We start from the raw sequence: 20,370 nt of genomic DNA on the forward strand, positions 1-20,370 counted from the left end.
CTTTCGTGCTGCCGACACACGCCGCCTCAGCGCGGCCTGATCACGCCGTTGCCCCAGCGATCCACCTCGAGCTCGCGATCACCGGGTACCAGGATGGTGGTGTCGGGGGCCTGTACGATCGCCGGTCCCTCGATCACGTTGCCGGCGCGCAACTGCACGGCGTCGTAGATCGACGTCTTCGCGTGCGCAGCAGCCTGGGTCCAGTACACCTCACGGCTGCCGACACACGCCCCGCCGGCATCACGACTGCCGCGGGCGATCTCGGGCATGCGTGGCTTCGGCAGCGGCACGCGCGCCAGCAGGTGGATGGTCTCGACCTCGATCGTGCCTTCCGGGAACAGGCTGAGCTTCGAGTAGCGCCGCGCGTGTTCTTCCTCGAACGCACGCAGCATGTCCTCGATGTCCGTGTCCTGCCCGATGCGCAGGTGCGGTGAACGCGCGCGCGTCTGGTGAAACTGCCCACCGAAGCGCATGTCGAGCTCCAGCGTGAACACGATCTGCTCCGGGCTGAAACCCTCGGAAACCACGTCGCGCTCGGCGTCGCGCACCATCGCGTCGACGATGCGGTTGAACGCCTCGCGCCCTGCCTCGTCGAGCAGCGCACCCGAGTTCAGATCCTTCAGCGTGCAGTGCGCCGAGCGCTGGTAGATGTGCGAGAGATCCATCGTGGTGCCGGCCATCGCGCAGAACACGCTCGAGTACGGGAACGTGTAGCAGAGCATGTCCGGGCGGATCACACGCGCGAAGTCCACGCAGTGCAGCGGGCCGGCACCCCCGTTGGCGAACACGCTGAAGCGCCGGATGTCGAGCCCCTTCAGCAGCAGGTCCTTCGCGATCACACCGCCCATGGTGGCGTCGATGGTGCGCCGGATCGCGGCCGCGGCCTCGATCACGTCGATGCCGAGCGGTTCGGCGATGCGCCGGCGGATCGCCCGTTCGGCGAGCGCGCGGTCGAGCTTCATCCGCCCGCCGAGGAAGGCCTGCGGATCCAGATAACCGAGCACCACGTCGGCGTCGGTCACGGTGGGTTCACGCCCACCCATGCCGTAGGCCGCGGGACCCGGATTCGAGCCCGCGCTGCGCGGTCCGACCTCGAGGCGGTTGCCCATCGCCGGGTTCAGCCACGCGATCGAACCACCGCCGGCGCCGATCGATTTCACCTCGATGATCGGCTGTTCGGTGAGCCAGCGGTCGATCACCGGGCTGTCGGCGAAGAAGCGCACCTCGCCGCCGCTCACCGGCGCGAAGTCGAAGCTGGTGCCGCCCATGTCGGTCACGATGATGTCCTCGACGCCGGCGAACGAGCCGACGTGCGCGGCACCGAACAGCCCGGCCACCGGGCCGGCACCGAAGGTATCGAGGGCGCGCGTGCGCGCCGCCTTCGCCATGCCGCCCACGTTGCTCACGATCTGCAGCGGACGCCGGTGGCCGTTCTGGCGCAGCTCGAAACCGAGCTGCGCGAACTGGTCCTGCAGCTCCCACTGCAGGAAGGCGTTCAGCGTGGTCGCGTTCAGGCGCGGGTACTCGTGCCAGATCGGCGCGACTTCGGACGACAGGTAGACCGGCATCGCGCCAAGGTTCACGTCCGGGTACATCTCCTCGATCAGCTCGCGCACCGCCTGTTCGTGCCGCGGATTCACGTGCGCCCACAGCAGACAGACCACGAAGCCTTCGGCGCCACGGTCGACCAGCGCGTGCACCTTGCGCCGCACGTCGTCGGCGTCGATCGGCAGCACCACCTTGCCGGCGTAGTCGATGCGCTCGCGCACGCCCACCGTCATCGTGAACGGAATCAGCGGTTCGGGCCGGCGCACCTTGGCCAGGCCGTCGATCTCCGAGAGGTTGAGCCCGTGCTGCCACTGGATCGATCGCCCGATCAGGTTCACGTGCTCGTTGCCGGCGGTAGTGATCAGCCCGAGCTGCGGCCCGCGGCGCTCGATCAGCGCGTTCAACGCCTTGGTGGTCGAGTAGCGCACCACGTTGCAGCGCGCCACCAGCGACGCGAAATCGAGCCCGACGCGCGCCGCGGCCAGACCGATCGCCTCCCGGAAACATACCGCGAGGTCGTAGTGCGTGGTGGGCGCCTTGGCGCTGATTTGCCTGCCTTCGAACTGCACGAAGCAGTCGGTGAAGGTGCCGCCGACGTCGATATCGATGCTGTTGCCGCCCGCAGCGGCCTGCGTGCCTGCGTCCATGCTCATGCCTCCTCCTGCGCCGCGCCGCCGAAGCGACGTTCCAGGCTGTCGAGATCGAGCGCGATGTCGTGCGTGATCGGGTGCCCCGGCGGCAGGTATTCCGCCTCCATCAGCGTCGCGCAGCCCGGGCAGTAGAACTCGACAATGCGACACCATGCCGGATTCGGCGCCAGCCCCACGAAGCCGTCCCTTGCCTCGATACCGGGGTTGTGAACTTCGCGCGGATCACGCGCTGCCACCAGGCAGGATTCCTTGTAATTGCGTTCCGCCGATCCCAGGTCGTGGTTGCAGACCACGCAGTGCCAGTGCCGTGTGGCGAGATCGACGTTCAGGTATTCGGCCACGCGCAACACGCTCATGCTCCGACCTCCAGATGAAAATCTCCGTCGTGGCGTCGCCGCAGGATCCAGCCCGCCGGCACCGCGATCGTCTTGTCGGCGCCAACCAGCAACGCCGGTCCATGTACCGGTGCGACCGGCTCGATCGCATCGCAGTCGAGTACTGCGGTGGCACGCGGTCCATCACCCCAGTCCACCTCGCGTTCGCTCGCCCTGCCCTCGGCCGCCGGCAGCGGTGACCCGGCGTCAGCGGAGCCGTTGGCAGCGATCAACCGCGCCGTCAATACCAGCAGCGTCGCCTCGGCGCTGGCTGCGGCCGCGAGCGCCTGCGGCAACACGTCGTGCAGCGTGCGCTGCGCTGCGTTGCATGCAGTGCCGTGATGCCGCCACAGCGCGTTTCCGCTGTCGCGCTCGACCACGTCGAGGTCAAGCAGCGCAGCGGACGGATCGAAGCCCTCGGCCTGCACATCGCGTGTGGCGGTTTCGATCAGCCGCGACAGTGCCTGCTGCGGCGCCTCGGCGCCGTCGTGCGCAAACGGATACACGTGGTGCAGGTCGAGCCGGCTCACGCCGAGTGCGCTGAATACCGACGACATCGCCGGCACCACCACGTGGCGGATCCCGGCCAGCGCGGCGACTTCGGCGGCGTGCAGCGGCCCACCGCCGCCATAGGCAACCAGCGTGGCGTGCGCAGGTGCTGCACCGCGCGCATGCAACAACGCGCTGATGCCATCCGCGATGCCACGGGCAGTGTCCTCACGGATGCTGCGCGCAAGCGCCACCGTATCGGTGCCGAGTCCGGTTGCGAGCCTGCCGAGTGCGTCCTCTGCACGCGCGCGGCTCAGCGGCATCTGGCCGCCGTGAAATCCGTCTGCAGCCAGAAAGCCGAGCAACAGGTTCGCATCGGAAACGGTGGCATCCTCGCCGCCGCGATCGAAGCAGGCTGGCCCGGGATGCGCGCCGGCGCTCTGCGGACCCAGACGCAGCACCCCGTCGGTGGCGCGCGCGATCGTGCCGCCACCGAAGCCGAGCGCCTCCACACGCACCGACGGCACGTGCACCGGCAAGCCCTCGATCTCGCGGGTCCACGCGATCGCGAGCGAGCGGGCATCGGCCACCGCCACGTCCGAACTGGTGCCACCTATATCGAGCGTGATCACGGCACCGCTGCCTGCGCGCAGCGTATCGGCCAGTGCGACTGCGCCCGAAACCCCGGCAGCGGGCCCTGAATTGTGCGTCTGGATCGCCAGCGTCTTCGCCGCGCGGGCGAGGCCCGCGTGCCCGTCGACCAGCAGCAGCGGGCAGCGCAGCCCACGGCGGCGCAGCTTTTCCTCGGCCGGGTAGATGCTGCGCGCCAGATACGCGTGCACCAGCGCATTCAGCACGATGGTGTTGGTGCGTGCCGCCGGACCGGGCAGCGCGCTGATGTCGCTGGCGAGAAACACGCGTACGGCACCGACGTAGTACGCCGGATACAGTTCGCGCACGATGCTGCGCAGCGCACGTTCGCTGGCCGGATTGCGCCACGAATCGCGCAGGCTGACCGCAAGCACGCGTGCCCCGCGATCGAGCAGCTCCTCGACCGCTGCCGTGACCGTGCCGGCATCCAGCGGTTCGGCAACACCGAGCACCAGCTCCGGAGTCACGTAACCGCCGCTCAGCAGGCCGGCATTGCCGTAGAGCGTGCGCTCCTCCCCCGCCGACACCAGCAGCCCGACCCGCGGGCCGCGCCGTTCGATGATCGCGTTGGTGACGATCGTCGAGGAAAAGCGGAACGCGGTCGCTTCTGCCAGCATTTCTTCCACGCCGAGTCCCAGCGCCTCGGCACCGGCCTCGACGCACTCGAGCATGCCGACCGTGAGGTCGTGCGGGGTGCTGAAGGCCTTGACGCCGAAGGCTCGCCCGTCGCGCGTGAACACGCCGTCGGTAAAGGTGCCGCCGGTGTCGATATTGATCGTTACCGCCATCGCGGATTCACTCCCTGCTGTCGTTACGAAGCTGGCGTGCGCTGGCGCGCAGCCAGTCGGCATCACTGCCGCCTGCCGGTGTACTCCAGGAACTGCTGACGATCGTGCTCACGGGCAGCGGCACGCCGGCGCGTGCCGGCGCGATCGCAATACCGTGTGGACAGGGTGCCGTGTCGTCGCTGTCGAGTGCATCGAAGCCCTCGGCGAGCACGAACGCGCCACCCTGCGGCGCCAGCGCCAGCGTGCGGGCCCCATAGAAGGCGGCGAGCCGTGCCACCGCGCGCACGCTGTCGGCACAGCGCTCATCGGGTTGCGGCTCCCGCATCGCGAGTACGTCGCAGCCGGCCTCGAGTGCGGCGCGTGCCAGGTCCTCGAAGTCTTCCTGTGCATCGTCGAGCGCGCAATCGCGCATCGCTGCCAGCGCCACCGGCCCGGGCAGCACCGCGACCAGATCGTGGCTGCGCGACATTGCCCCTAGCCGCTTCAGCGCGTCGAATGCAGCACCGGACGTCGCGTCGAGCAACACGTGGATGGCATCGGCCTCCACCAGTTGGCGTGCAGCCTGCAGCGCGTTGACCATCACGCTGGCCGATGCGCCGTAGTCGGCCGCTGTCCTGCCGCTGCGCTGCTCGGCAAGCGCCCACAGGTACGGCGCAAACACGCGCCGTGTCGAGTGCCCCGCCAGCGCGAGCGCCAACGGACCTCGTGCGCGTGCATTGCCGGGTGCTGCTCCGCTCATGCTTCCCCCTTGCGAGACCGTACCGGCGCAAGGATGCCCTCGCGGCAGAAGCCGTGGACAGCCTCTCAGCAGACAATCAGCGCAAAAGCGTCTGGCGAAGTACAGGTCCGTTCAGCGCGCTCGCAAGGTGGCGATCCACACGCGCGCCAGTGTGCCGATCAGTGCGTCGCGCGGGGTCGCCCAGCGTCCGGATACCCACTCGAGCATGCAGCGCTCGAGCTGGAAGATCAGCAACTGCGCGCGTCGTTCCGCCTCGTCGCGCGCCAGGTGCTGCCAGTGCCTGCCGTTGCCGATCAGCACCGCGACGTTGCGCCGTTCGCGTTCGCGGCTCTGCGCGACCAGATCGGCCGCCAGCAGTTCGTTCACCAGCAGCGTGAGCCGCCCGTAGCGCAGCCACGCATCGAGCAGGCCCTCGAGCCAGCCGCGCACGGCCGTCTCGCTGCAGTCGGGCAACTCGGCAAAGCCCGCGTAGGCGGCGGTGGCTGCGTCCCACACCTGTGTCATCAGCTCGCGCAGCACTGCATCCTTGCTGGCGAAGTGGGCGTAGAAGGTGGCGCGCGAGACACCGGCAGCGCGGATCAGGTCACCGACCGTGGTGCGCGCGTACCCGTTTGCCAGAAACAGCTCCCCGGCGGCGTCGAGCAGGCGCCGGTGCGTGCGCTCGAGCTGTGCCGCACGCGAGTTGCCGTTCGTGCGAATCACGGCGTCTGACTGCTGCCACGCATCGCGACGCTCCGGCGCATCAACGCATGCCGTCGGCAGCACGCGCGATGCGCTGTGCCATCCAGCGCGGGCGCTCCATCGGAATGAAGTGCGAGCAGTCGACGAGCTGCTCGTCGCGCCCGTCGGCCAGCAGCGCTGCCAGTTTCTCCCAGGTCGGCGACGGCCCGAAGTCGAACGGCCCGTCATCCGGACTGCGCGGGCGGGCCCGGATCACGTCGACCGGAATCCGTACTGCCGCAATCGCATCCATGACCCCCTCCATCCTCAGCGTGCAGTACACCTCCGCCTCCAGCAGCGGCGGACACGCCAGACGGAAACTTCCGTCCGGGTCCGGCACCAGCCCGTGTTCGCAGTAATCGCGCAACACGCGCGGCTCCCAGCCTGCGTACGGACTGCGGGTGCGAAACGCCGCGAACATCGCCTCCGGAGATTCCCAGCGATCACGCCGCCGGCTGACCGGGTGTTCGGCCGCGTTCCCCTGCCGCCGCGCAAGGGAGCCCTGCGGATCGACGATCACCGGGTCCACCAGCACCAGCCCGCGAAAGCTCGCCGGCGCCACTGCGCCGGCCAGCAGCGTCGCGTAGCCGCCCAGCGAATGCCCTACCCCGAGCACGCGCTGCAACCCGAGCGCCACCACGCTCTCGCGCACGTCCGCACCGAAACGGCGCCAGTCGTACGGTGGAGCGCGTCGTTCGCTGCCACCGTGGCTCGGCATGTCGAGCGCGAACACGCGCCGCCCCGGCATCGCCTCGACCACGGCGTCCCAGCAGCGCCCATGGAAACTGGTCGCGTGCACGAGCAGGATCGGATCGCCGCTGCCCGGCCACTCCCACGCCTGCAGTTGCAGTCCGCCGACGTCGAGCCGGTGGCGTATCGGATTGCCCGCGTACGCATGCCGCGTGCTTTCTCCATGCGTCGGCTTCATCCCTTGATCGCCCGTACCAGGCGCGCTCGCAGTTCGAGATCGCCCGCGTAGATCACCGGGCTGACCCGATCGGCCCAGCCCGCACAGCGTGCGCGCAACCGCTCGCCGACTTCCTCGGGCGAACCGTGCACCACGACCTCGTTCACCAGTTCGTCGCTCAGCAGTTCGCCCATCTCTGCCCACTTGCCCTGCTTCGACAGCAGATTCAGCCGCTGCTGCAGATCCCCCCAGCCGTGTGCGTCGAGCACCGGTCGGTACGCTGGTGTGGATGCGTAGAACGCCACCTGCCCGCGCGCCTGCCGAAGGTTGTGTTCGCACTCCTTGCGATCGAGCCCGGTGGCGACGATCACCTGGCACGATACCGCGCGTGCCGCACGCGGCGCACCGGCGCGTGCGATGCCGCGTTCGAACGCTGGCAGCACCTCGCTCGCAATGAAGTGCGGGGTCGCGAACGGATGCACCAGCAGCCCGTCGCCGACCTCGCCGGCCACCTCGAGCATCTGCGGCCCGACCGCAGCGAGGTAGACCGGAGGCAGCCCGTGCGGGTTCGGCCCTGGCGTGAACACCGGTGTCATCAGCGTGTGGGTGTAGAACTCGCCACGGAAATCGAGCCCCGTACCGTTCTGCCAGCAGTCCCAGATTGCGCGCAGTGCAAGCACGAACTCGCGCATGCGTCGCGCCGGATGCGACCACGCTGCGCTGAAGCGCTTTTCGATATGGGCGCGCACCTGCGACCCGATGCCCAGGATGAAACGCCCGCCCGACATCAGTTGCAGATCGTAGCCAAGGTTCGCGAGCAGCATCGGGTTACGCGCGAACGCCACCGCGATGCCGGTGGTGAGCTGCAGACGGCTGGTGGTACCCGCTGCGACTGCGAGCGGCAGGAACGGATCGTGCCGCCCTTCGAAGGTATACGCGCCGTCGTAGCCCATCTCCTCGAGCCCGCGGGCCAGTGGTCCGGCGTCGTTCGGGTTCGAGACCAGCAGGCTGGCGTCGACCTTGAGTCCGGCATCGCGTGCGCTGTGCATGGCAAGTGGATCTCCCGTCACTGTCGATGGAACTCGTGCAACCCGCGCTTCAGGAGTCCGCCGCCAGGTGCGCGTGGTAGTCGTGCAGGATCGGCCCCCACCATTCGCCGATCTCGTGCTGCACTGCCGGCGGACACGGCGCAACGGTGTGGATTGCCACGCGATGGCTCGCGAGTTCGAACAGGTGTCGCGTCGACGCGGGAAGCTTCAGCATTTGCTCCAGCATCGGCGTCAGCCACAGCGAGTGGGTGACGTGGTACTGGTCGATCAGCGCCAGCGCCCACTGCGGATCGAAACGCTCCATCACGATCACGGTGGCGCCGTAGCGCTGCATCGCCATGCAGAAGCCGAGTGATGCCTCGGCATGCAGTGGCGCCGTGCACAGGAACACGCAATCGGCGCAAAAATCGTACTGTGCGCCGATCAGTTGCACGAAGGACGGCAGCTCCTCGATCGGTCGGGAATTCAACCGGGCCCGGATTGCTCCCGGCACCCCACCGCCTTCCCGCACATACACCAGCTCGGCACCCGAACTTTCATCGGACAGTCGCTCGGCGGGAAAACGCGCACTGCTCGATTCGTAGTCGCGCCAGCCGTCGATGCGGCCCTCGACCGCAAAGCGCTCCACGCCGGTACCAAGCAGTGTCGCCAGCCGGGCCGCCTGCGCCCGCTGCGAGGCCGACAGGAACAGCGCCCGCGCTCCGGAGTCGCGTACGAACCACGCGATGTCTGCGGCCTCCAGCGTGCTGGCGATGCAGGTGTAATGCAGCCCGGCACGCTGTGCCGCCCAGCACAGCTCGAAATAATGCGGATTGTTGTCCATGCAGATCGCAACGGTGTTGCCGCTGCCAATGTCGAGTCCGCGCAGCATCTGGGCACAGCGCCGGCTGCGTTCCTCGAGTCGTGCGTAGCTCACGGTGATGCCGCTTGCGGCCATCACGCAGGCAGGCCTGTCGGGTCGCGCAACCGCGTGCACGCAGGGATGCACGCCTCAGTGCTCCACACTGCGCGGCGTGGCTGCGCCGAACCACTGCAGCATCCGCTGACGCGCCTTCTCTTTCACGGCATCGTCGACGTAGGCAGCAACCGTCAGCAACGCAGCGCTGAGGGCGGCCAGGTCGTCCGCATAACCGGTGAACGGCGTGAGGTCGGGGATCGCATCCAGCGGCAGGATGAAATAGGCAAGCGCCGCGTAGATGGTGGCCTTGGCCCAGCGCGGCACGTCGGGACGCTGTGACGCGTAATACAGCCACAGCGCCTTCTCGACCACCTCACGCCCGGCGGCGAGCGCGCTGCGCGAGAGCTTCTGCCACAGCCGTGGTTCGGAGTACGTGGCCTCCTCACGGCCGAGGAATTCCGCCACCGGGGCCCGACGCGCCATCTCAGCTCACCGTCTGTCCGCCGTCGATGGTCAGCGACTCGCCGGTCACGAAGCGCGCCTCGTCGCAGGCGAGGTAGGCGACCGCAGCCGCGATCTCCTCCGGCTCGCCCATCGGCTGCACCAGCGAGGACAGTCGTCCGAACAGCTCGCCGTCGACGTCCTGCGGTATGCGCACATGGTGCGTCAGCGGCGTGCTGACTCCACCCGGACAGACCGCGTTGACGCGCACGCCCTGCTTCGCGAACTCGACCGCAAGCGCCTTCGTGAGCAGGTTCAGACCACCTTTGCTGGCGCAATACGGCGTGTTGCACACCTGCCCCACCAGCGCCGCCGTCGAGGCGATGTTCACGATGTTGCCGCGTGTGCGCAGCAGGTGCGGCATTGCCGCACGCGACAGGTAGAAAGGCCCGGAGAGATTGATCCCGATCATCCGCTCCCATACCTCGTCGCTGACCTCGTCGAGGCGATACAGCCCCGCGATGCCCGCGACGTTGCACAGTATGTCGAGCTTGCCGAGTGCCGCGACGGCCGCTTCGACTGCCGCGTTGCATGCAGCCGACTGCCGGACGTCGAGCAGTTGTGAATGGTGTCCGCTACCTTCGAGCAGCGCCATCGTCTCCGCCAGACCGGCTGCATTGATGTCGCTTATCGAGACGCACGCCCCCTCGGCTGCCAACCGGCGCGCGGTGGCGCGCCCTATGCCTGAGCCCGCTCCGGTCACCATCGCTGCCTTGCCTTCGAACCTGCGCATATCGTTTGTCTCCCTTGCCGTGTGATTCAGCGTGCGGGCGCGATCACTGCATCGGCGAAGCGTGCGATCGCATCGAGTCGTGTGGCAAGCCCGGCCGCCGGGCCGTGCGCTGCGAGCCACGGTGCACAGATCATGTCGGTGACACCGATGTCGGCGAGCTGAGCGCAGGTATCGGCGTCGGCCGCACGCGGCATGAACTTGTATTCGAAATCCCCGCTGCGGCGACCGTAGTCGCCGCGATAACCCTCGACGCGCCGGATCGATGCAGCGAGCTGCGCGAAATCGCAGAGCGGGTTTTCCCAGCCGATGTAGCCGTCACCCAGGCGCGCCACGCGACGCAGCACCGGCTCGGCGAAGCCACCGATATAGATCGGTACCGGACGCGCAGGCACGGGCGCGATCTGCAGCGGCGGAAAATCGTGGAAGTGTCCGTGATACTCGTACATCCCGCCGGCGAGCAGGCCGCGGATGATCTCGATCATCTCCGCCGTGCGCGGGCCGCGACGCGTCCACTCGCGCCCCAGCACCTCGAAGTCCTCCGGTGTCGGGCTGAGGCCCACACCCAGCGCCACGCGCTCGCCCGACAGCACCGCGCAGGAACTCAACTGCTTGGCGACCAGCAGCGGGTCACGTACCGCGAGCTTCAGCACCGACGGATAGAATCCGATCCGCTCGGTGGCGCCAGCCATCGTCGCGATCAGTGCCCAGGGGTCGAGAAACGGTGTCTCCGGTCCCCACGGCAGACTGCCGTCCGCGGTGTACGGATACGGAGCCGAGGTCCTGCGGTGGTGGAACAGCTCGTCGGGCACGCAGACTGCGTCCCAGCCAGCCGCCTCGGCGGCACGCGCCAACGGCACATACCAGGACGCAGCGCAGGAGCCTGCTGCCAGCGTGAAACGCATCGACACGCCCCGGTTCGCCTATTTGTCCGACGGTATGAAGTGCGCCGGCACGTTGTAGGCGTAGCCGCGCTCCTCGACACGCTCGGCGATGCGCCAGCCCTGCGCGGTGCGCGCCAGGCGATCGACGTACCACAGTCCGTAGAACGCGATCTGGGTACCGCCCGCCGGCAACGGGATCTCCATCGGGTTATGGCACATGGTGCGGGCGTGGGCAGTATCGCCGTCGATCCATACGCGGCTGTTCGCAATCATGTGCTGGGTGGCCGGGAAATACGGCATCACGCGCTTCAGGTAGTCCTTGATCTCGGCAACCGAGCCGCGCGCTCCGCCAAGCGCGGTGTAGTCGATCAGGGCGTCCGGCGTGAAGAGGTGGTCGAACTGGTCGAAATCCTTCGCGTCGACCGCGCTGCAATAGTCGATCAGCAGATTGTTGATCTCGAGCCGGTCGGAAATTTCCCGGATGTCCATGGCCATCGATGATGCTCCTGTCGGGTCGCCGCGGGAGCGGGATCATCGCACGCCCGGCGGTGCGCCTGCCAGACTCGGACGCGGACTCGGGCACACAGACACTCGGACGCAGAAAACGGTACGGACGCCGTGCTCCGGCGAATCTTGCCGCATCGTCATGCCGGCCCTGTCTGGATTTGCTGCGGCCTGCATATAATGCCGGCCGAACCGCACCGCTATGGAGGCAAAGGTGGATCCTTACAAGCACAAAGTCGACACCTGTTATGCACAGCTCACCGGGCCGGGAGCACCGTTCGAACTCGTCACCGAGACGATCAACGGACAGCCGCTGCGCGTCTTTCGCAACGCACCGCGCACGCTGCGCGAGCTCTACGCTCCGACCTACGCCCATGGCGACAAGGAATTCGTGGTCTACGAGGGCGAACGCTGGAGCTTCGCACGCGTGCTGGGCACCGCGAACGCGATCGCCCACCGGCTCGTGCACCGCAACGGCGTGCGCAAGGGCGACCGCGTTGCGATCGCGATGCGCAACTGCCCGCAATGGATGGCGGCCTATATCGGCATCACCAGCGCCGGGGCCGTGGTGGTGCCACTGAACAGCTGGGGGCGCGGGCCCGAACTCGAGTTCGCGCTGGTCGATGCCGGAGCGAAGGTCGTGTTCTGCGATCGCCAGCGCCACGATTACGTGGCAGAGCGGGCCGAGGCGCTCGGGCTGACGCTGATCGTGGCATTGGCCGGGGCCCAGCCGTTGCCTGCAGGATCGCTGCACTTCGAGGACTACATCGAGGGTGCCGAAAACGCGCCGCTGCCCGATGTAGACATCTCCCCCGACGACCTCGCGGTGATCGCATACACCTCGGGAACCACCGGCAACCCGAAGGGCGCGGCATCGACGCATCGTGCGGTCTGCCAGACGATCACCTGCTTCGAATGTTCTGCCGCAGCGCAGGGCATGGCGAACCAGGAGGTGATCGCCGCGATGATGGCCAGGGGCTTCGAGCCGAGCAGTCTGCTTGCCGTGCCGCTGTTCCACGTCAGCGGCTGCTACGCCGTGTTCATGACCTCGCTGCGCGCCGGACGACGCATCGTGATCATGTACAAATGGGACGTGGACCAGGCCTTGCAACTGATCGAGCAGGAGCGCCTGACGACCTTCACCGCCGCGCCTTCGATGCTGATGGACCTGCTCGAATCACCGAACTTCGAGCACCACGACATGAGCAGCCTGTTCGCGGTGGGTGCCGGTGGTGCTGCCACGCCAGCCAAGATCGGGCTGCTGATGGCGCGCCGCATCAAGGACGCGATGCCGGGAACCGGCTGGGGCCTGACGGAAACCAACGGTCTGGGCAGCTCCTTCGGCGGTGCGGCCTTCCACGAGCACGTCTCGAGTGCCGGCTACGTGCAGCCGATCATCGATCTGTCGTTCCGCGACGAGGAAGGGGCGGAACTGCCTCCCGGAGAGCCGGGCATCATCTGGATGCGCAGCGTGTGCCTGGCCAACGGCTACTGGAACCGTCCGGATGCCACCGCCAAGGAATTTCGCGACGGCTGGTTCAACAGCGGTGACATCGGCTATCTCAGTGCCGACGGCTACCTGTACCTGACCGATCGCGCGAAGGACATGCTGATCCGCGGCGGCGAGAACATCTACCCGCTGGAGATCGAGAAGACGCTGATGGACGCACCCGAGGTCCTCGAGACGGTCGGCTTCGGCGTCCCGGACGAACAGATGGGCGAAGAGCTCGCGCTGGTCGTACGCCTGAAGGAGCCCGGCTCGCTCGACGCCGCGCAGGTGCGCAGTTTCCTTGCTGCCCGCCTCGCCGGGTTCAAGGTGCCGCGCTACATCGAGATCACCGACGAGCCGCTGCCGCGCAACGCCACCCACAAGGTGCTGAAGAAGGACGTACGACAGGCATTCCTGGCCGCGCACGGCAAGCTCTGATGGATCACGACGTTCCGCCCGACTGGCAGCCGCTGCTTGCGGAATTCGACTCCCGGCTCGCCACCGCGCGCGCGATGGGCGGCGAGGCGCGGCTGGCGAAGCTCGCGGCGGCGGGCCGGCTGAACGCACGTGAGCAGCTCGCCGCGCTGTGCGACGCAGACAGTTTCGTCGAACTCGGTACGCTGGCCGGTGGCATGGAACACGGCGGCCTGCCGGCTGCACCTGCAGACGCACTGGTTGGTGGACTCGCGCGCATCGACGGGCGTCCCGTCGTCGTCGGCGCGGAGGATTTCACCGTTCAGGGCGGATCGATCGGCTTCGCGACGCACGCCAAGCGGCTGCGTTTCGCGCGTATCGCGCTGCAGGAACGCGTACCGCTGGTGATGCTGCTCGACGGCGCCGGCGAGCGTGCCAGCAATGCGCTGGCGCGCCATCCGTATGCACCGAACGACATGCAGGAACTCGCGCGCCTGTCGGGGCAGGTGCCGACGATCGCTGTCGTGACCGGCTCCTCGGCAGGACACGGTGCGATCACCGCACTGCTCAGTGATCTGGTGATCATGCTCGAGAAGGCGACGCTGTTCGCCGCCGGCCCCGCCCTGGTCGCTGCCGCAACCGGCGAGACGGTCTCCAAGGAGGACCTGGGAGGCGCACGCCTGCACGCCGCACGCAGCGGTGTGGCGCACAACGTGGTCGCCGACGAACGCGAGGCTTTCGCGCTGATCCGCTCCTGGCTCGCGCTCATGCCCTCGAGTGCGTGGCAGTGGGCGCCGTCGCGCGCAGGCGATGACGGCGGCGAGCGGCGACTGGACGCGATCCTGCGCCTGATGCCACGCGATGCGCAGAAACCCTACGACATGCGTGCCGTGCTCCGCCTGCTGCTCGACGACGGCGAAACGCTCGAAGTGCAGCCCCAGTTCGGGCGCTCGCTGCTCACCGTACTCGGGCGCCTGGGCGGCGAGACGGTGGCGGTGGTTGCCAACCAGCCGACCTTCCTCGCTGGTTCGATCGACCGCGACGCAGCCGACAAGGCCGCACGCTTCCTGCAGATCGCCGACGCGTTCAACCTGCCGGTGATCTTCCTCGCCGACAATCCCGGAATACTCTCGGGCAGCAAGGCGGAAGCCGTCGGCACGCTGCGCGCTGCCGCACGCATGTTCATGGCGCAGTCGCGGCTGCGCACGCCGAAGCTGCACGTGACGCTGCGCAAGGCCTACGGCTTCGGCAGTTCGATCATGGCGATGAACCCGTTCGACAACCAGACGCTGAGCCTGGCGTTCCCCGGGATTTCGCTCGGGGGCCTGCCTGCGGCAGGCGGTGCCGAGGCAGCCGGAATGGACGCCGAGGCGAGCCGGCGCATGCGCGAGGCGCAGTCGAGCGGGGCGTGGAGCGCCGGCGATACGCTGGCCTACGACGAGATCATCGACCCGCGCGAGTTGCGCAACGCGCTGCTCGCGGGCTTGCGCACCGCGCTGGCACGCCGTGCGCAAGCGCCATCGCCCGCCAGCCACGGAGGCATCTGGCCGTAGGTCGGATTTCAACCCGACATTGGCGTCGGCATGCATGCCGACCCACGGCGGATCCGCAAACCGTGGGTCGGGTTTCAACCCGACATTCGCGTCGGCATGAATGCCGACCCACGGCGGATCCGCGAACCGTAGGTCGGGTTTCAACCCGACATTCGTGTCGGCATGAATGCCGACCCACGGCGGATCCGCAAACCGTAGGTCGGGTTTCAACCCGACATTCGCGTCGGCATGAATGCCGACCCACGGCGGATCCGCAAACCGTAGGTCGGATTTCAATCCGACATTCGCGTCGGCATGAATGCCGACCCACGTCTAATGCGCGAACCGTAGGTCGGGTTTCAACCCGACATTCGCGTCGGCATGAATGCCGACCCACGGCGTAGGTCGGGTTTCAACCCGACGTGGCCCGAAAATCCACCGGCAGCCCGATGTGTTCGCGGAACACGAAATCGCGGTGTGCGAGCAGCTCCGGTTGCAGCGCCCCTGCCATCTCCGGATTCGTTGCGGAATACGCGTGGCGCATGTACTCCGGCATCGGGCACTCGGAGTCGGGCAAAGGTTGCAGCATCAGCGAAAACGCCGCCCAGTACAGATCCGCCGCGCTCAACGCATCGCCAACCAAATAGCGGCTGCCGCGCGCGAGTTGTGCTCGCAGTTCGCGCGCGAGGAACGACACGATGCGTACCACTTCCGCGCTGGCCCGCTCGGCCGATGCCTCGACACAACCGTAACGCCTTGCCATCGCCTGCGCACCGGGGTCAGCCTGGCCGGCCTGCACGATAGGCGCCAGCAACATCACGCGACGCTCCCAGCCTAGCCCTTGCCTGCCGATGATTTCGCGGGCGATCCCGAACATGCGCACGCGCTCGGCCACGTCTGCGGGAATCAGCCGTGGCGACGGCGCCAGGCGTTCGGCGAGAAACAGGATTTCCAGCGAGTCGGTGCACGGCGGCTCATCGTTCCACGCCAGCACCGGCGCCGAAACCTGTCCGGTCCAGCCACGCAGTTCGGCGTTCTCCGCGCCGACTTCCTGTGCGACTGCCAGATAATCCAGACGCTTGATATCGACGATCGCCTTGGCTGCCACGCCCCACGGACCCGGCAGGCCCTTGCTCAGCACCAGACGCAGCCCGTCGGCACGTCTTCCTTCGTCCACGCTCACGTAGCGCACGCAGTCACCCCCCCCCTCACAGTTTGAACACGCGGATCGCGTTCTCGCGCAGGAACAGCGGCCACACCTCGTCGCGAAACGGCACCGACGGCAGGTCGCCGAAGATGCGCTCCAGCGAAAGACCCATCGGGAAGTACCCCGCGTAGAGAATCTTGCGCGCACCGCGCGTGTTCGCGAACTCGATGATGTCGCGCGGGTAGTGACGGGGCGCGAATGCACTCGTCATGTAGTGCAGGTTCGGGTATTTCAGCATCAGCTTGACCGCAAGCCCGGTCCACGGTTCGCAGCCGTGGCGGGTCACGATCTTCAGCTCAGGAAAGAACCAGCACACCTCGTCGAGCAGTTCCACACGTTGCGGGTCCATCGGCAGTCGCGGCCCCGGTACGCCCATGCACGGACAGAACGGCAGGTCGAGATCGACCAGCGCGGCGTAGATCGGATACCACTTCTTGTCGTTGACTGGCACCTGCGGGCACAGCCCGGATGGAAACGCCGTCACGGCCTTGATGTCGTACTCGTGCTTCAGGCGGCGGATCTTGCGCACCTCGTCCATACCGAAATTCGGATTCGCCTCGTACGAGCCGAAGAAACGCTGCGGAAAACGCCGCAACGCCTCCTTCGTGGCCGCGTTGTCGTCGTCGATGCCGAGCATCGCGCGTTCGATGCCGTAACGATCCATCTCGGCAACCGTCCACGCAACGTAATCTTCCTTGCCTTCGATGCGCGGCACGTCCTTGAACATGTACTGCGCCGGCATGCGAAACTGTTCGCGGCTCTCCGTATCGAGCAGCAGCGGACGCATGAAGTCGTACCACGTGCTGCTGTGTTCTCCGGGAATGTTCAGCATCAGGTCGATGATTCCGATTCCACCCGGCATGCTCATGACCCGATCCACCTCGTCAACAGTTGTTCGCTCACTTCCCAGAGTTTGCGCGCAGCATCGGCATCGCGGGCCCACGGCCGCGGCTCCACCGACCTGCGGTCGATGAAGTAGCCGCCATTGATTCCGGCATCCGCCTCACAGGCCAGCCATACCGCCGTATCGGCACCCTTCTGCGGGGAGCGCATGAATGGTTTCGCGATCGCGGTCGCGATGCGCGCAACGCGTCCGTTGTTCTTGCCGATGCCGCTGGCAACTCCCCCCGGATGCAGTGCATTCGAGCTGATCGCGCTGCCCTGCAGCCGGCGTGCGAGTTCGTCCGAGAACAGGATGTTCGCGAGCTTCGAGTGCCCGTAGGCGGGAAAAGCCGAAAATTCCTGATCGAGGCGCAGATCGTCCCAGCGCATCGCCTTGCAGAAGTGGTGCGCATTGGAGGCAACGTGCACGATACGCGCCGGTGCCGACTCGCGCAGCCGTTCCAGCACACGCCGTGTCAGCAGGTAGTGCGCCAGATGGTTGACCGCGAACATCTCCTCGAAACCGTCCCGGGTGAGGCGCCGCTGCGCGTTCATCACGCCGGCATTGTTCAGCAGCACGTGCAGCGGCCGCCCGCTCGCCACCAACGCATCGGCCGCAGCGCGCACCGCATCCATCGAAGTGAAATCTGCGAGCAGGAATTCGTGGCGACCGGCCGCAGCGACCCGGCGTAGTGCGACGAGTGCGTCGCGTCCGCGTTCGGCGTTGCGTGCGCACAGCACCACGTCGGCACCGCGGCGGGCAAGCTCCACCGCAGCAGCCAGCCCGACACCGCTCGTCGCGCCGGTCACCAGCACCGTCTTGCCAGCAATGCTCCACTCGCTCACGTGCTGCATCCTGCTGCCTGATCAGCCATTGAACCGCGGCGCACGTTTTTCGATGAACGCACGCGTCGCCTCGGCGAAATCGGGACCCTTCATCAGCCGCTCTTCCACTTCGGCCTCACGCCACACCACCTGGCTGCCGTCGGACTCGCACATGTTGTCCCACACCAGTTGTTTGGTTGCGAGCAACGAGGACACCGGATGCGCAGCGACCTCGGTTGCGATCGCAATGGCTGCGTCGAGCAACTGCTCGTGAGCCACCACATCGGTGACCAGCCCGATGCGCTCGGCCTCGCGCGCGTCGATACGCCGCGCGGTGAGCTGCAGGCGCAACGCCTGCGCGAGCCCGACCGTCTGCACCAGCAGCCGACTGCTGCCCATGTCCGGCATCAGCCCCATGCGCACATGACGCTCCTCGAACTGCGCACGCTCCGACGCGATGCGGATATCGCAGGAGAGGATCAGCGTGACGCCCCCGCCGACTGCAAGCCCGTTCACGGCGACCACTACGGGCTTCGACTCGCGCATCATCTCGAGCCAGCGCAACTGCGAGCGGTAGTTCATCGGTTCGCCGTTCGGCGGCGACTCGGGATTTTCCCAGTCCTGCACGTCGAGCCCGGCGCAGAAGGCACGCCCCTGCCCGGTCAGCACGATCGCGCCGACGCTGCTGTCCTGGTTGCAACGCTCGAAGGCGTCGTAGAGTTCGTGCACCAGTTGCATGCTGAGTGCGTTCAACCGCTCGGGACGGTTCAGGGTCACGATCGCCACGCGCCCGCGCTGCTCGGTCAGGATCGTCTGGTAGGTCATCATTGTGCCTCGTCTATCTGCCTTGAAGGGCGATCGCCGATCGCCCGTACGGGCGAGCCGCGCTCGCCCGCAGGCCCCCGCGCCCGTCCCATCGCCAAATGCATCCCCACCCGTAGGGGCGAGCCGCGCTCGCCCGCAGGCCCCCGCGCCCGTCCCATCGCCAAATGCACCCCAACCCGTACGGGCGAGCCGCGCTCGCCCATATGCCATATGCCCGCAGGGCGAGCGCGGATCGCCCCTACGGGCGCGGACGCTGCGGCAATCGCATGTTGTCCCAACTGAAACCACGTTCCGGTGTGAACACGATCCAGCGCCAGTTCCTGCCCATCGCGGTGCTCTGGTTGCGCGTGCTGCCGCCACTGCCGAAACCGTCCTTCGCGTATTTCAGACCCATCGCATCGCGCACCATCGCGTCGAGATGCTCGTCTGCGGCCTCGGCAGCTGCATCTTCCAGCACCCGCGCGCTGCCTTCCAGCATCACGCCCTGCAGTTCCGGATAGCGCTCGTTGCGATCGACCGTCATCGTGCAGCGCGGGTTGCGACGCAGGTTTTCCACCTTCTGCCCGCGCGTGAACGCGTAGACCTTGCCACCCGCCCAGCAGAACCACAGCGGCGCCAGGTTGATGCGTTCCCCCGGTCCGTGCGTTGCCACGCGGATGATTTTCGCTGCGTGCAGGAACGCTTCGACCTCGTCTTCACTCAGTGCGTAACTTCCATTGATCCTCATCGCCTGCCGCTCCCGTCTGCTCTGTGACCGCTACCCGATGCTCACACCAGCTCGCCGCGCACCACCGCATCGTTGCCGCCGTCGATATAGATGATCTGCCCGAGCAACTGACTGCCCTCGAAGTTCAGCAGGAAGTCGAGCAGTTCGGCAACTTCTTCCGCCTTCCCGAACTCCCTCACTGCACGCGGATTCATTTGCCGGATCGTTTCCGCCCAGTGCGGGTCGCGCAGCATGTCGCCGGTCATCGGAGTTTCGATCACACCCGGGCCAACCGCGTTCAACAGGATTCCGGCCCCGGCCCACTGTGGCTGGATGCACGCCGTGCGCAGCCAGCGCGCAATCGCGTGCTTGGAAGTCGGGTACGCCCGCTCGGGATTTGCAACGGCCCGTGCCACGGCAGCAGCTTCGTCCCCGGCCAGGCACAGCTCCACCAGCTCGTCGTCGACCGGCAGGAACGCCGCGGTCGATGCGATCAGCACGGCGCGCGGCTTGTGTCCGCGTGCAAGCAGCGGTTGCAGACCTTCGAGCGTCGCCAGGGCGCCGAAATAGTTCACCGTGACGATCTCGCGCGGCATCGCCGGATTGCCGATGCCTGCCCCTGCGAGCACGGCGTCCAGGCCATGCGGCGCGAGTTCGCGTGCTCGCTCGATCATGTGGGAACGTCCTGCGGCGGTACCCAGATCCGCCTCGATGTCGGCACCGTTCAGGTCAGCACCGATCACCCGATGCCCCTGGCCGCGCAAGCGTTCGGCCGTTGCCTTGCAGATGCCGGATGCGGCACCCGTCACGAGAATGGTTCTTTTGGCACTGCTCATGGCTGCTTTCCTTTTTTGCATTTGTGGACACCGGCAAGCCGCATTGTACGGACGACCGCCCCCAGGGGCGAGCGGCCACCCGTAGGGGCGAGCGGCCGCTCGCCCGTACATTGCGAAGGGCGACCGCCGGTCGCCCCTACAGCATATATCCCGGCGCCACCGTAGGGGCGAGCGGCCGCTCGCCCGTACATTTCAGTGGCTCGCCCGTACATTGCGAAGGGC

20 protein-coding genes are annotated in these 20,370 nt (G+C 67.3%); 2 read left to right on the forward strand and 18 right to left on the reverse strand.

The window, feature by feature from the left end:
• Positions 1–26: 26 nt before the first annotated feature.
• The 12 genes from H7A12_05785 to H7A12_05840 all read right to left on the reverse strand — a co-directional run bounded on the left by H7A12_05785 (position 27) and on the right by H7A12_05840 (position 11,417).
• Positions 27–2,201, reverse strand: coding sequence for a hydantoinase/oxoprolinase family protein (locus H7A12_05785; protein ID MCP5320324.1), 2,175 nt, complete (start codon positions 2,199–2,201; stop codon positions 27–29).
• On the reverse strand, positions 2,198–2,554 hold the full coding sequence (locus H7A12_05790) for an acetophenone carboxylase (protein MCP5320325.1): 357 nt from the start codon (positions 2,552–2,554) through the stop codon (positions 2,198–2,200). The genes H7A12_05785 and H7A12_05790 overlap by 4 nt, the downstream gene beginning before the upstream one ends.
• Positions 2,551–4,500, reverse strand: coding sequence for a hydantoinase/oxoprolinase family protein (locus H7A12_05795; protein MCP5320326.1), 1,950 nt, complete (start codon positions 4,498–4,500; stop codon positions 2,551–2,553). The genes H7A12_05790 and H7A12_05795 overlap by 4 nt, the downstream gene beginning before the upstream one ends.
• Before the next feature lie 7 nt (positions 4,501–4,507).
• On the reverse strand, positions 4,508–5,239 hold the full coding sequence (locus tag H7A12_05800) for a hypothetical protein (GenBank protein MCP5320327.1): 732 nt from the start codon (positions 5,237–5,239) through the stop codon (positions 4,508–4,510).
• A gap of 111 nt (positions 5,240–5,350) precedes the next feature.
• Positions 5,351–5,941 (reverse strand): TetR/AcrR family transcriptional regulator, encoded by a 591-nt coding sequence (locus tag H7A12_05805; protein MCP5320328.1) that lies wholly within the window; start codon positions 5,939–5,941, stop codon positions 5,351–5,353.
• 40 nt (positions 5,942–5,981) lie between these two features.
• Positions 5,982–6,887: an alpha/beta hydrolase gene (locus H7A12_05810; GenBank protein ID MCP5320329.1), complete on the reverse strand. Its 906-nt coding sequence runs from the start codon at positions 6,885–6,887 to the stop codon at positions 5,982–5,984.
• Complete coding sequence (locus H7A12_05815) at positions 6,884–7,915, reverse strand: TIGR03617 family F420-dependent LLM class oxidoreductase (GenBank protein MCP5320330.1); 1,032 nt, start codon at positions 7,913–7,915, stop codon at positions 6,884–6,886. Before H7A12_05815 ends, H7A12_05810 begins: the two co-directional genes overlap by 4 nt.
• Positions 7,916–7,964: 49 nt before the next feature.
• Positions 7,965–8,903 carry an AMP-binding protein gene (locus H7A12_05820; GenBank protein ID MCP5320331.1) on the reverse strand — a complete coding sequence of 313 codons (939 nt, stop codon included), beginning with the start codon at positions 8,901–8,903 and terminating at the stop codon, positions 7,965–7,967.
• Positions 8,904–8,906: 3 nt separating this feature from the next.
• Positions 8,907–9,296: a DUF1232 domain-containing protein gene (locus H7A12_05825; protein ID MCP5320332.1), complete on the reverse strand. Its 390-nt coding sequence runs from the start codon at positions 9,294–9,296 to the stop codon at positions 8,907–8,909.
• Between the two features lies 1 nt (position 9,297).
• Positions 9,298–10,047, reverse strand: coding sequence for an SDR family oxidoreductase (locus H7A12_05830; protein ID MCP5320333.1), 750 nt, complete (start codon positions 10,045–10,047; stop codon positions 9,298–9,300).
• A 26-nt stretch (positions 10,048–10,073) separates the two neighbouring features.
• On the reverse strand, positions 10,074–10,955 hold the full coding sequence (locus tag H7A12_05835) for an LLM class flavin-dependent oxidoreductase (GenBank protein MCP5320334.1): 882 nt from the start codon (positions 10,953–10,955) through the stop codon (positions 10,074–10,076).
• Between the two features lie 12 nt (positions 10,956–10,967).
• The gene (locus H7A12_05840; protein ID MCP5320335.1) at positions 10,968–11,417 is read right to left on the reverse strand and encodes a nuclear transport factor 2 family protein; all 450 of its coding nucleotides are present in this window, start codon (positions 11,415–11,417) and stop codon (positions 10,968–10,970) included.
• A 229-nt stretch (positions 11,418–11,646) separates the two neighbouring features.
• Here H7A12_05840 and H7A12_05845 point away from each other — a divergent pair, with 229 nt between their 5' ends.
• Together H7A12_05845 and H7A12_05850 are read left to right on the forward strand one after the other, a co-directional pair.
• Positions 11,647–13,359 carry an acyl--CoA ligase gene (locus H7A12_05845; GenBank protein ID MCP5320336.1) on the forward strand — a complete coding sequence of 571 codons (1,713 nt, stop codon included), beginning with the start codon at positions 11,647–11,649 and terminating at the stop codon, positions 13,357–13,359.
• A 74-nt stretch (positions 13,360–13,433) separates the two neighbouring features.
• On the forward strand, positions 13,434–14,888 hold the full coding sequence (locus H7A12_05850) for an acetyl-CoA carboxylase carboxyltransferase subunit (protein MCP5320337.1): 1,455 nt from the start codon (positions 13,434–13,436) through the stop codon (positions 14,886–14,888).
• 391 nt (positions 14,889–15,279) lie between these two features.
• Here H7A12_05850 and H7A12_05855 read toward each other — a convergent pair whose 3' ends face one another.
• The 6 genes from H7A12_05855 to H7A12_05880 form a co-directional block, all read right to left on the reverse strand.
• Positions 15,280–16,059 (reverse strand): hypothetical protein, encoded by a 780-nt coding sequence (locus H7A12_05855; GenBank protein MCP5320338.1) that lies wholly within the window; start codon positions 16,057–16,059, stop codon positions 15,280–15,282.
• A 16-nt stretch (positions 16,060–16,075) separates the two neighbouring features.
• Positions 16,076–16,942, reverse strand: coding sequence for an amidohydrolase family protein (locus H7A12_05860; GenBank protein ID MCP5320339.1), 867 nt, complete (start codon positions 16,940–16,942; stop codon positions 16,076–16,078).
• Complete coding sequence (locus tag H7A12_05865; GenBank protein ID MCP5320340.1) at positions 16,939–17,802, reverse strand: SDR family oxidoreductase; 864 nt, start codon at positions 17,800–17,802, stop codon at positions 16,939–16,941. Before H7A12_05865 ends, H7A12_05860 begins: the two co-directional genes overlap by 4 nt.
• Positions 17,803–17,823: 21 nt before the next feature.
• Positions 17,824–18,606: an enoyl-CoA hydratase/isomerase family protein gene (locus tag H7A12_05870; GenBank protein MCP5320341.1), complete on the reverse strand. Its 783-nt coding sequence runs from the start codon at positions 18,604–18,606 to the stop codon at positions 17,824–17,826.
• A 238-nt stretch (positions 18,607–18,844) separates the two neighbouring features.
• Positions 18,845–19,333, reverse strand: coding sequence for a pyridoxamine 5'-phosphate oxidase family protein (locus tag H7A12_05875; GenBank protein ID MCP5320342.1), 489 nt, complete (start codon positions 19,331–19,333; stop codon positions 18,845–18,847).
• A gap of 41 nt (positions 19,334–19,374) precedes the next feature.
• Positions 19,375–20,148, reverse strand: coding sequence for an SDR family oxidoreductase (locus tag H7A12_05880; GenBank protein ID MCP5320343.1), 774 nt, complete (start codon positions 20,146–20,148; stop codon positions 19,375–19,377).
• Positions 20,149–20,370: the final 222 nt, after the last annotated feature.

The sequence above is a fragment of the Pseudomonadales bacterium genome (assembly GCA_024234165.1).
GTDB lineage: Bacteria > Pseudomonadota > Gammaproteobacteria > Pseudomonadales > UBA5518 > UBA5518.

Bases quoted from the DNA above. Each gene is read 5' to 3' on its own strand.
- H7A12_05785 (MCP5320324.1), bottom strand. From the start codon at position 2,201: ATGAGCATGGACGCAGGCACGCAGGCCGCTGCGGGCGGCAACAGCATC.
- H7A12_05840 (MCP5320335.1), bottom strand. From the start codon at position 11,417: ATGGACATCCGGGAAATTTCCGACCGGCTCGAGATCAACAATCTGCTG.
- H7A12_05875 (MCP5320342.1), bottom strand. From the start codon at position 19,333: ATGAGGATCAATGGAAGTTACGCACTGAGTGAAGACGAGGTCGAAGCG.
- H7A12_05830 (MCP5320333.1), bottom strand. From the start codon at position 10,047: ATGCGCAGGTTCGAAGGCAAGGCAGCGATGGTGACCGGAGCGGGCTCA.
- H7A12_05850 (MCP5320337.1), top strand. From the start codon at position 13,434: ATGGGCGGCGAGGCGCGGCTGGCGAAGCTCGCGGCGGCGGGCCGGCTG.
- H7A12_05870 (MCP5320341.1), bottom strand. From the start codon at position 18,606: ATGACCTACCAGACGATCCTGACCGAGCAGCGCGGGCGCGTGGCGATC.
- H7A12_05800 (MCP5320327.1), bottom strand. From the start codon at position 5,239: ATGAGCGGAGCAGCACCCGGCAATGCACGCGCACGAGGTCCGTTGGCG.
- H7A12_05880 (MCP5320343.1), bottom strand. From the start codon at position 20,148: ATGAGCAGTGCCAAAAGAACCATTCTCGTGACGGGTGCCGCATCCGGC.
- H7A12_05860 (MCP5320339.1), bottom strand. From the start codon at position 16,942: ATGAGCATGCCGGGTGGAATCGGAATCATCGACCTGATGCTGAACATT.
- H7A12_05825 (MCP5320332.1), bottom strand. From the start codon at position 9,296: ATGGCGCGTCGGGCCCCGGTGGCGGAATTCCTCGGCCGTGAGGAGGCC.
- H7A12_05815 (MCP5320330.1), bottom strand. From the start codon at position 7,915: ATGCACAGCGCACGCGATGCCGGACTCAAGGTCGACGCCAGCCTGCTG.
- H7A12_05810 (MCP5320329.1), bottom strand. From the start codon at position 6,887: ATGAAGCCGACGCATGGAGAAAGCACGCGGCATGCGTACGCGGGCAAT.
- H7A12_05790 (MCP5320325.1), bottom strand. From the start codon at position 2,554: ATGAGCGTGTTGCGCGTGGCCGAATACCTGAACGTCGATCTCGCCACA.
- H7A12_05795 (MCP5320326.1), bottom strand. From the start codon at position 4,500: ATGGCGGTAACGATCAATATCGACACCGGCGGCACCTTTACCGACGGC.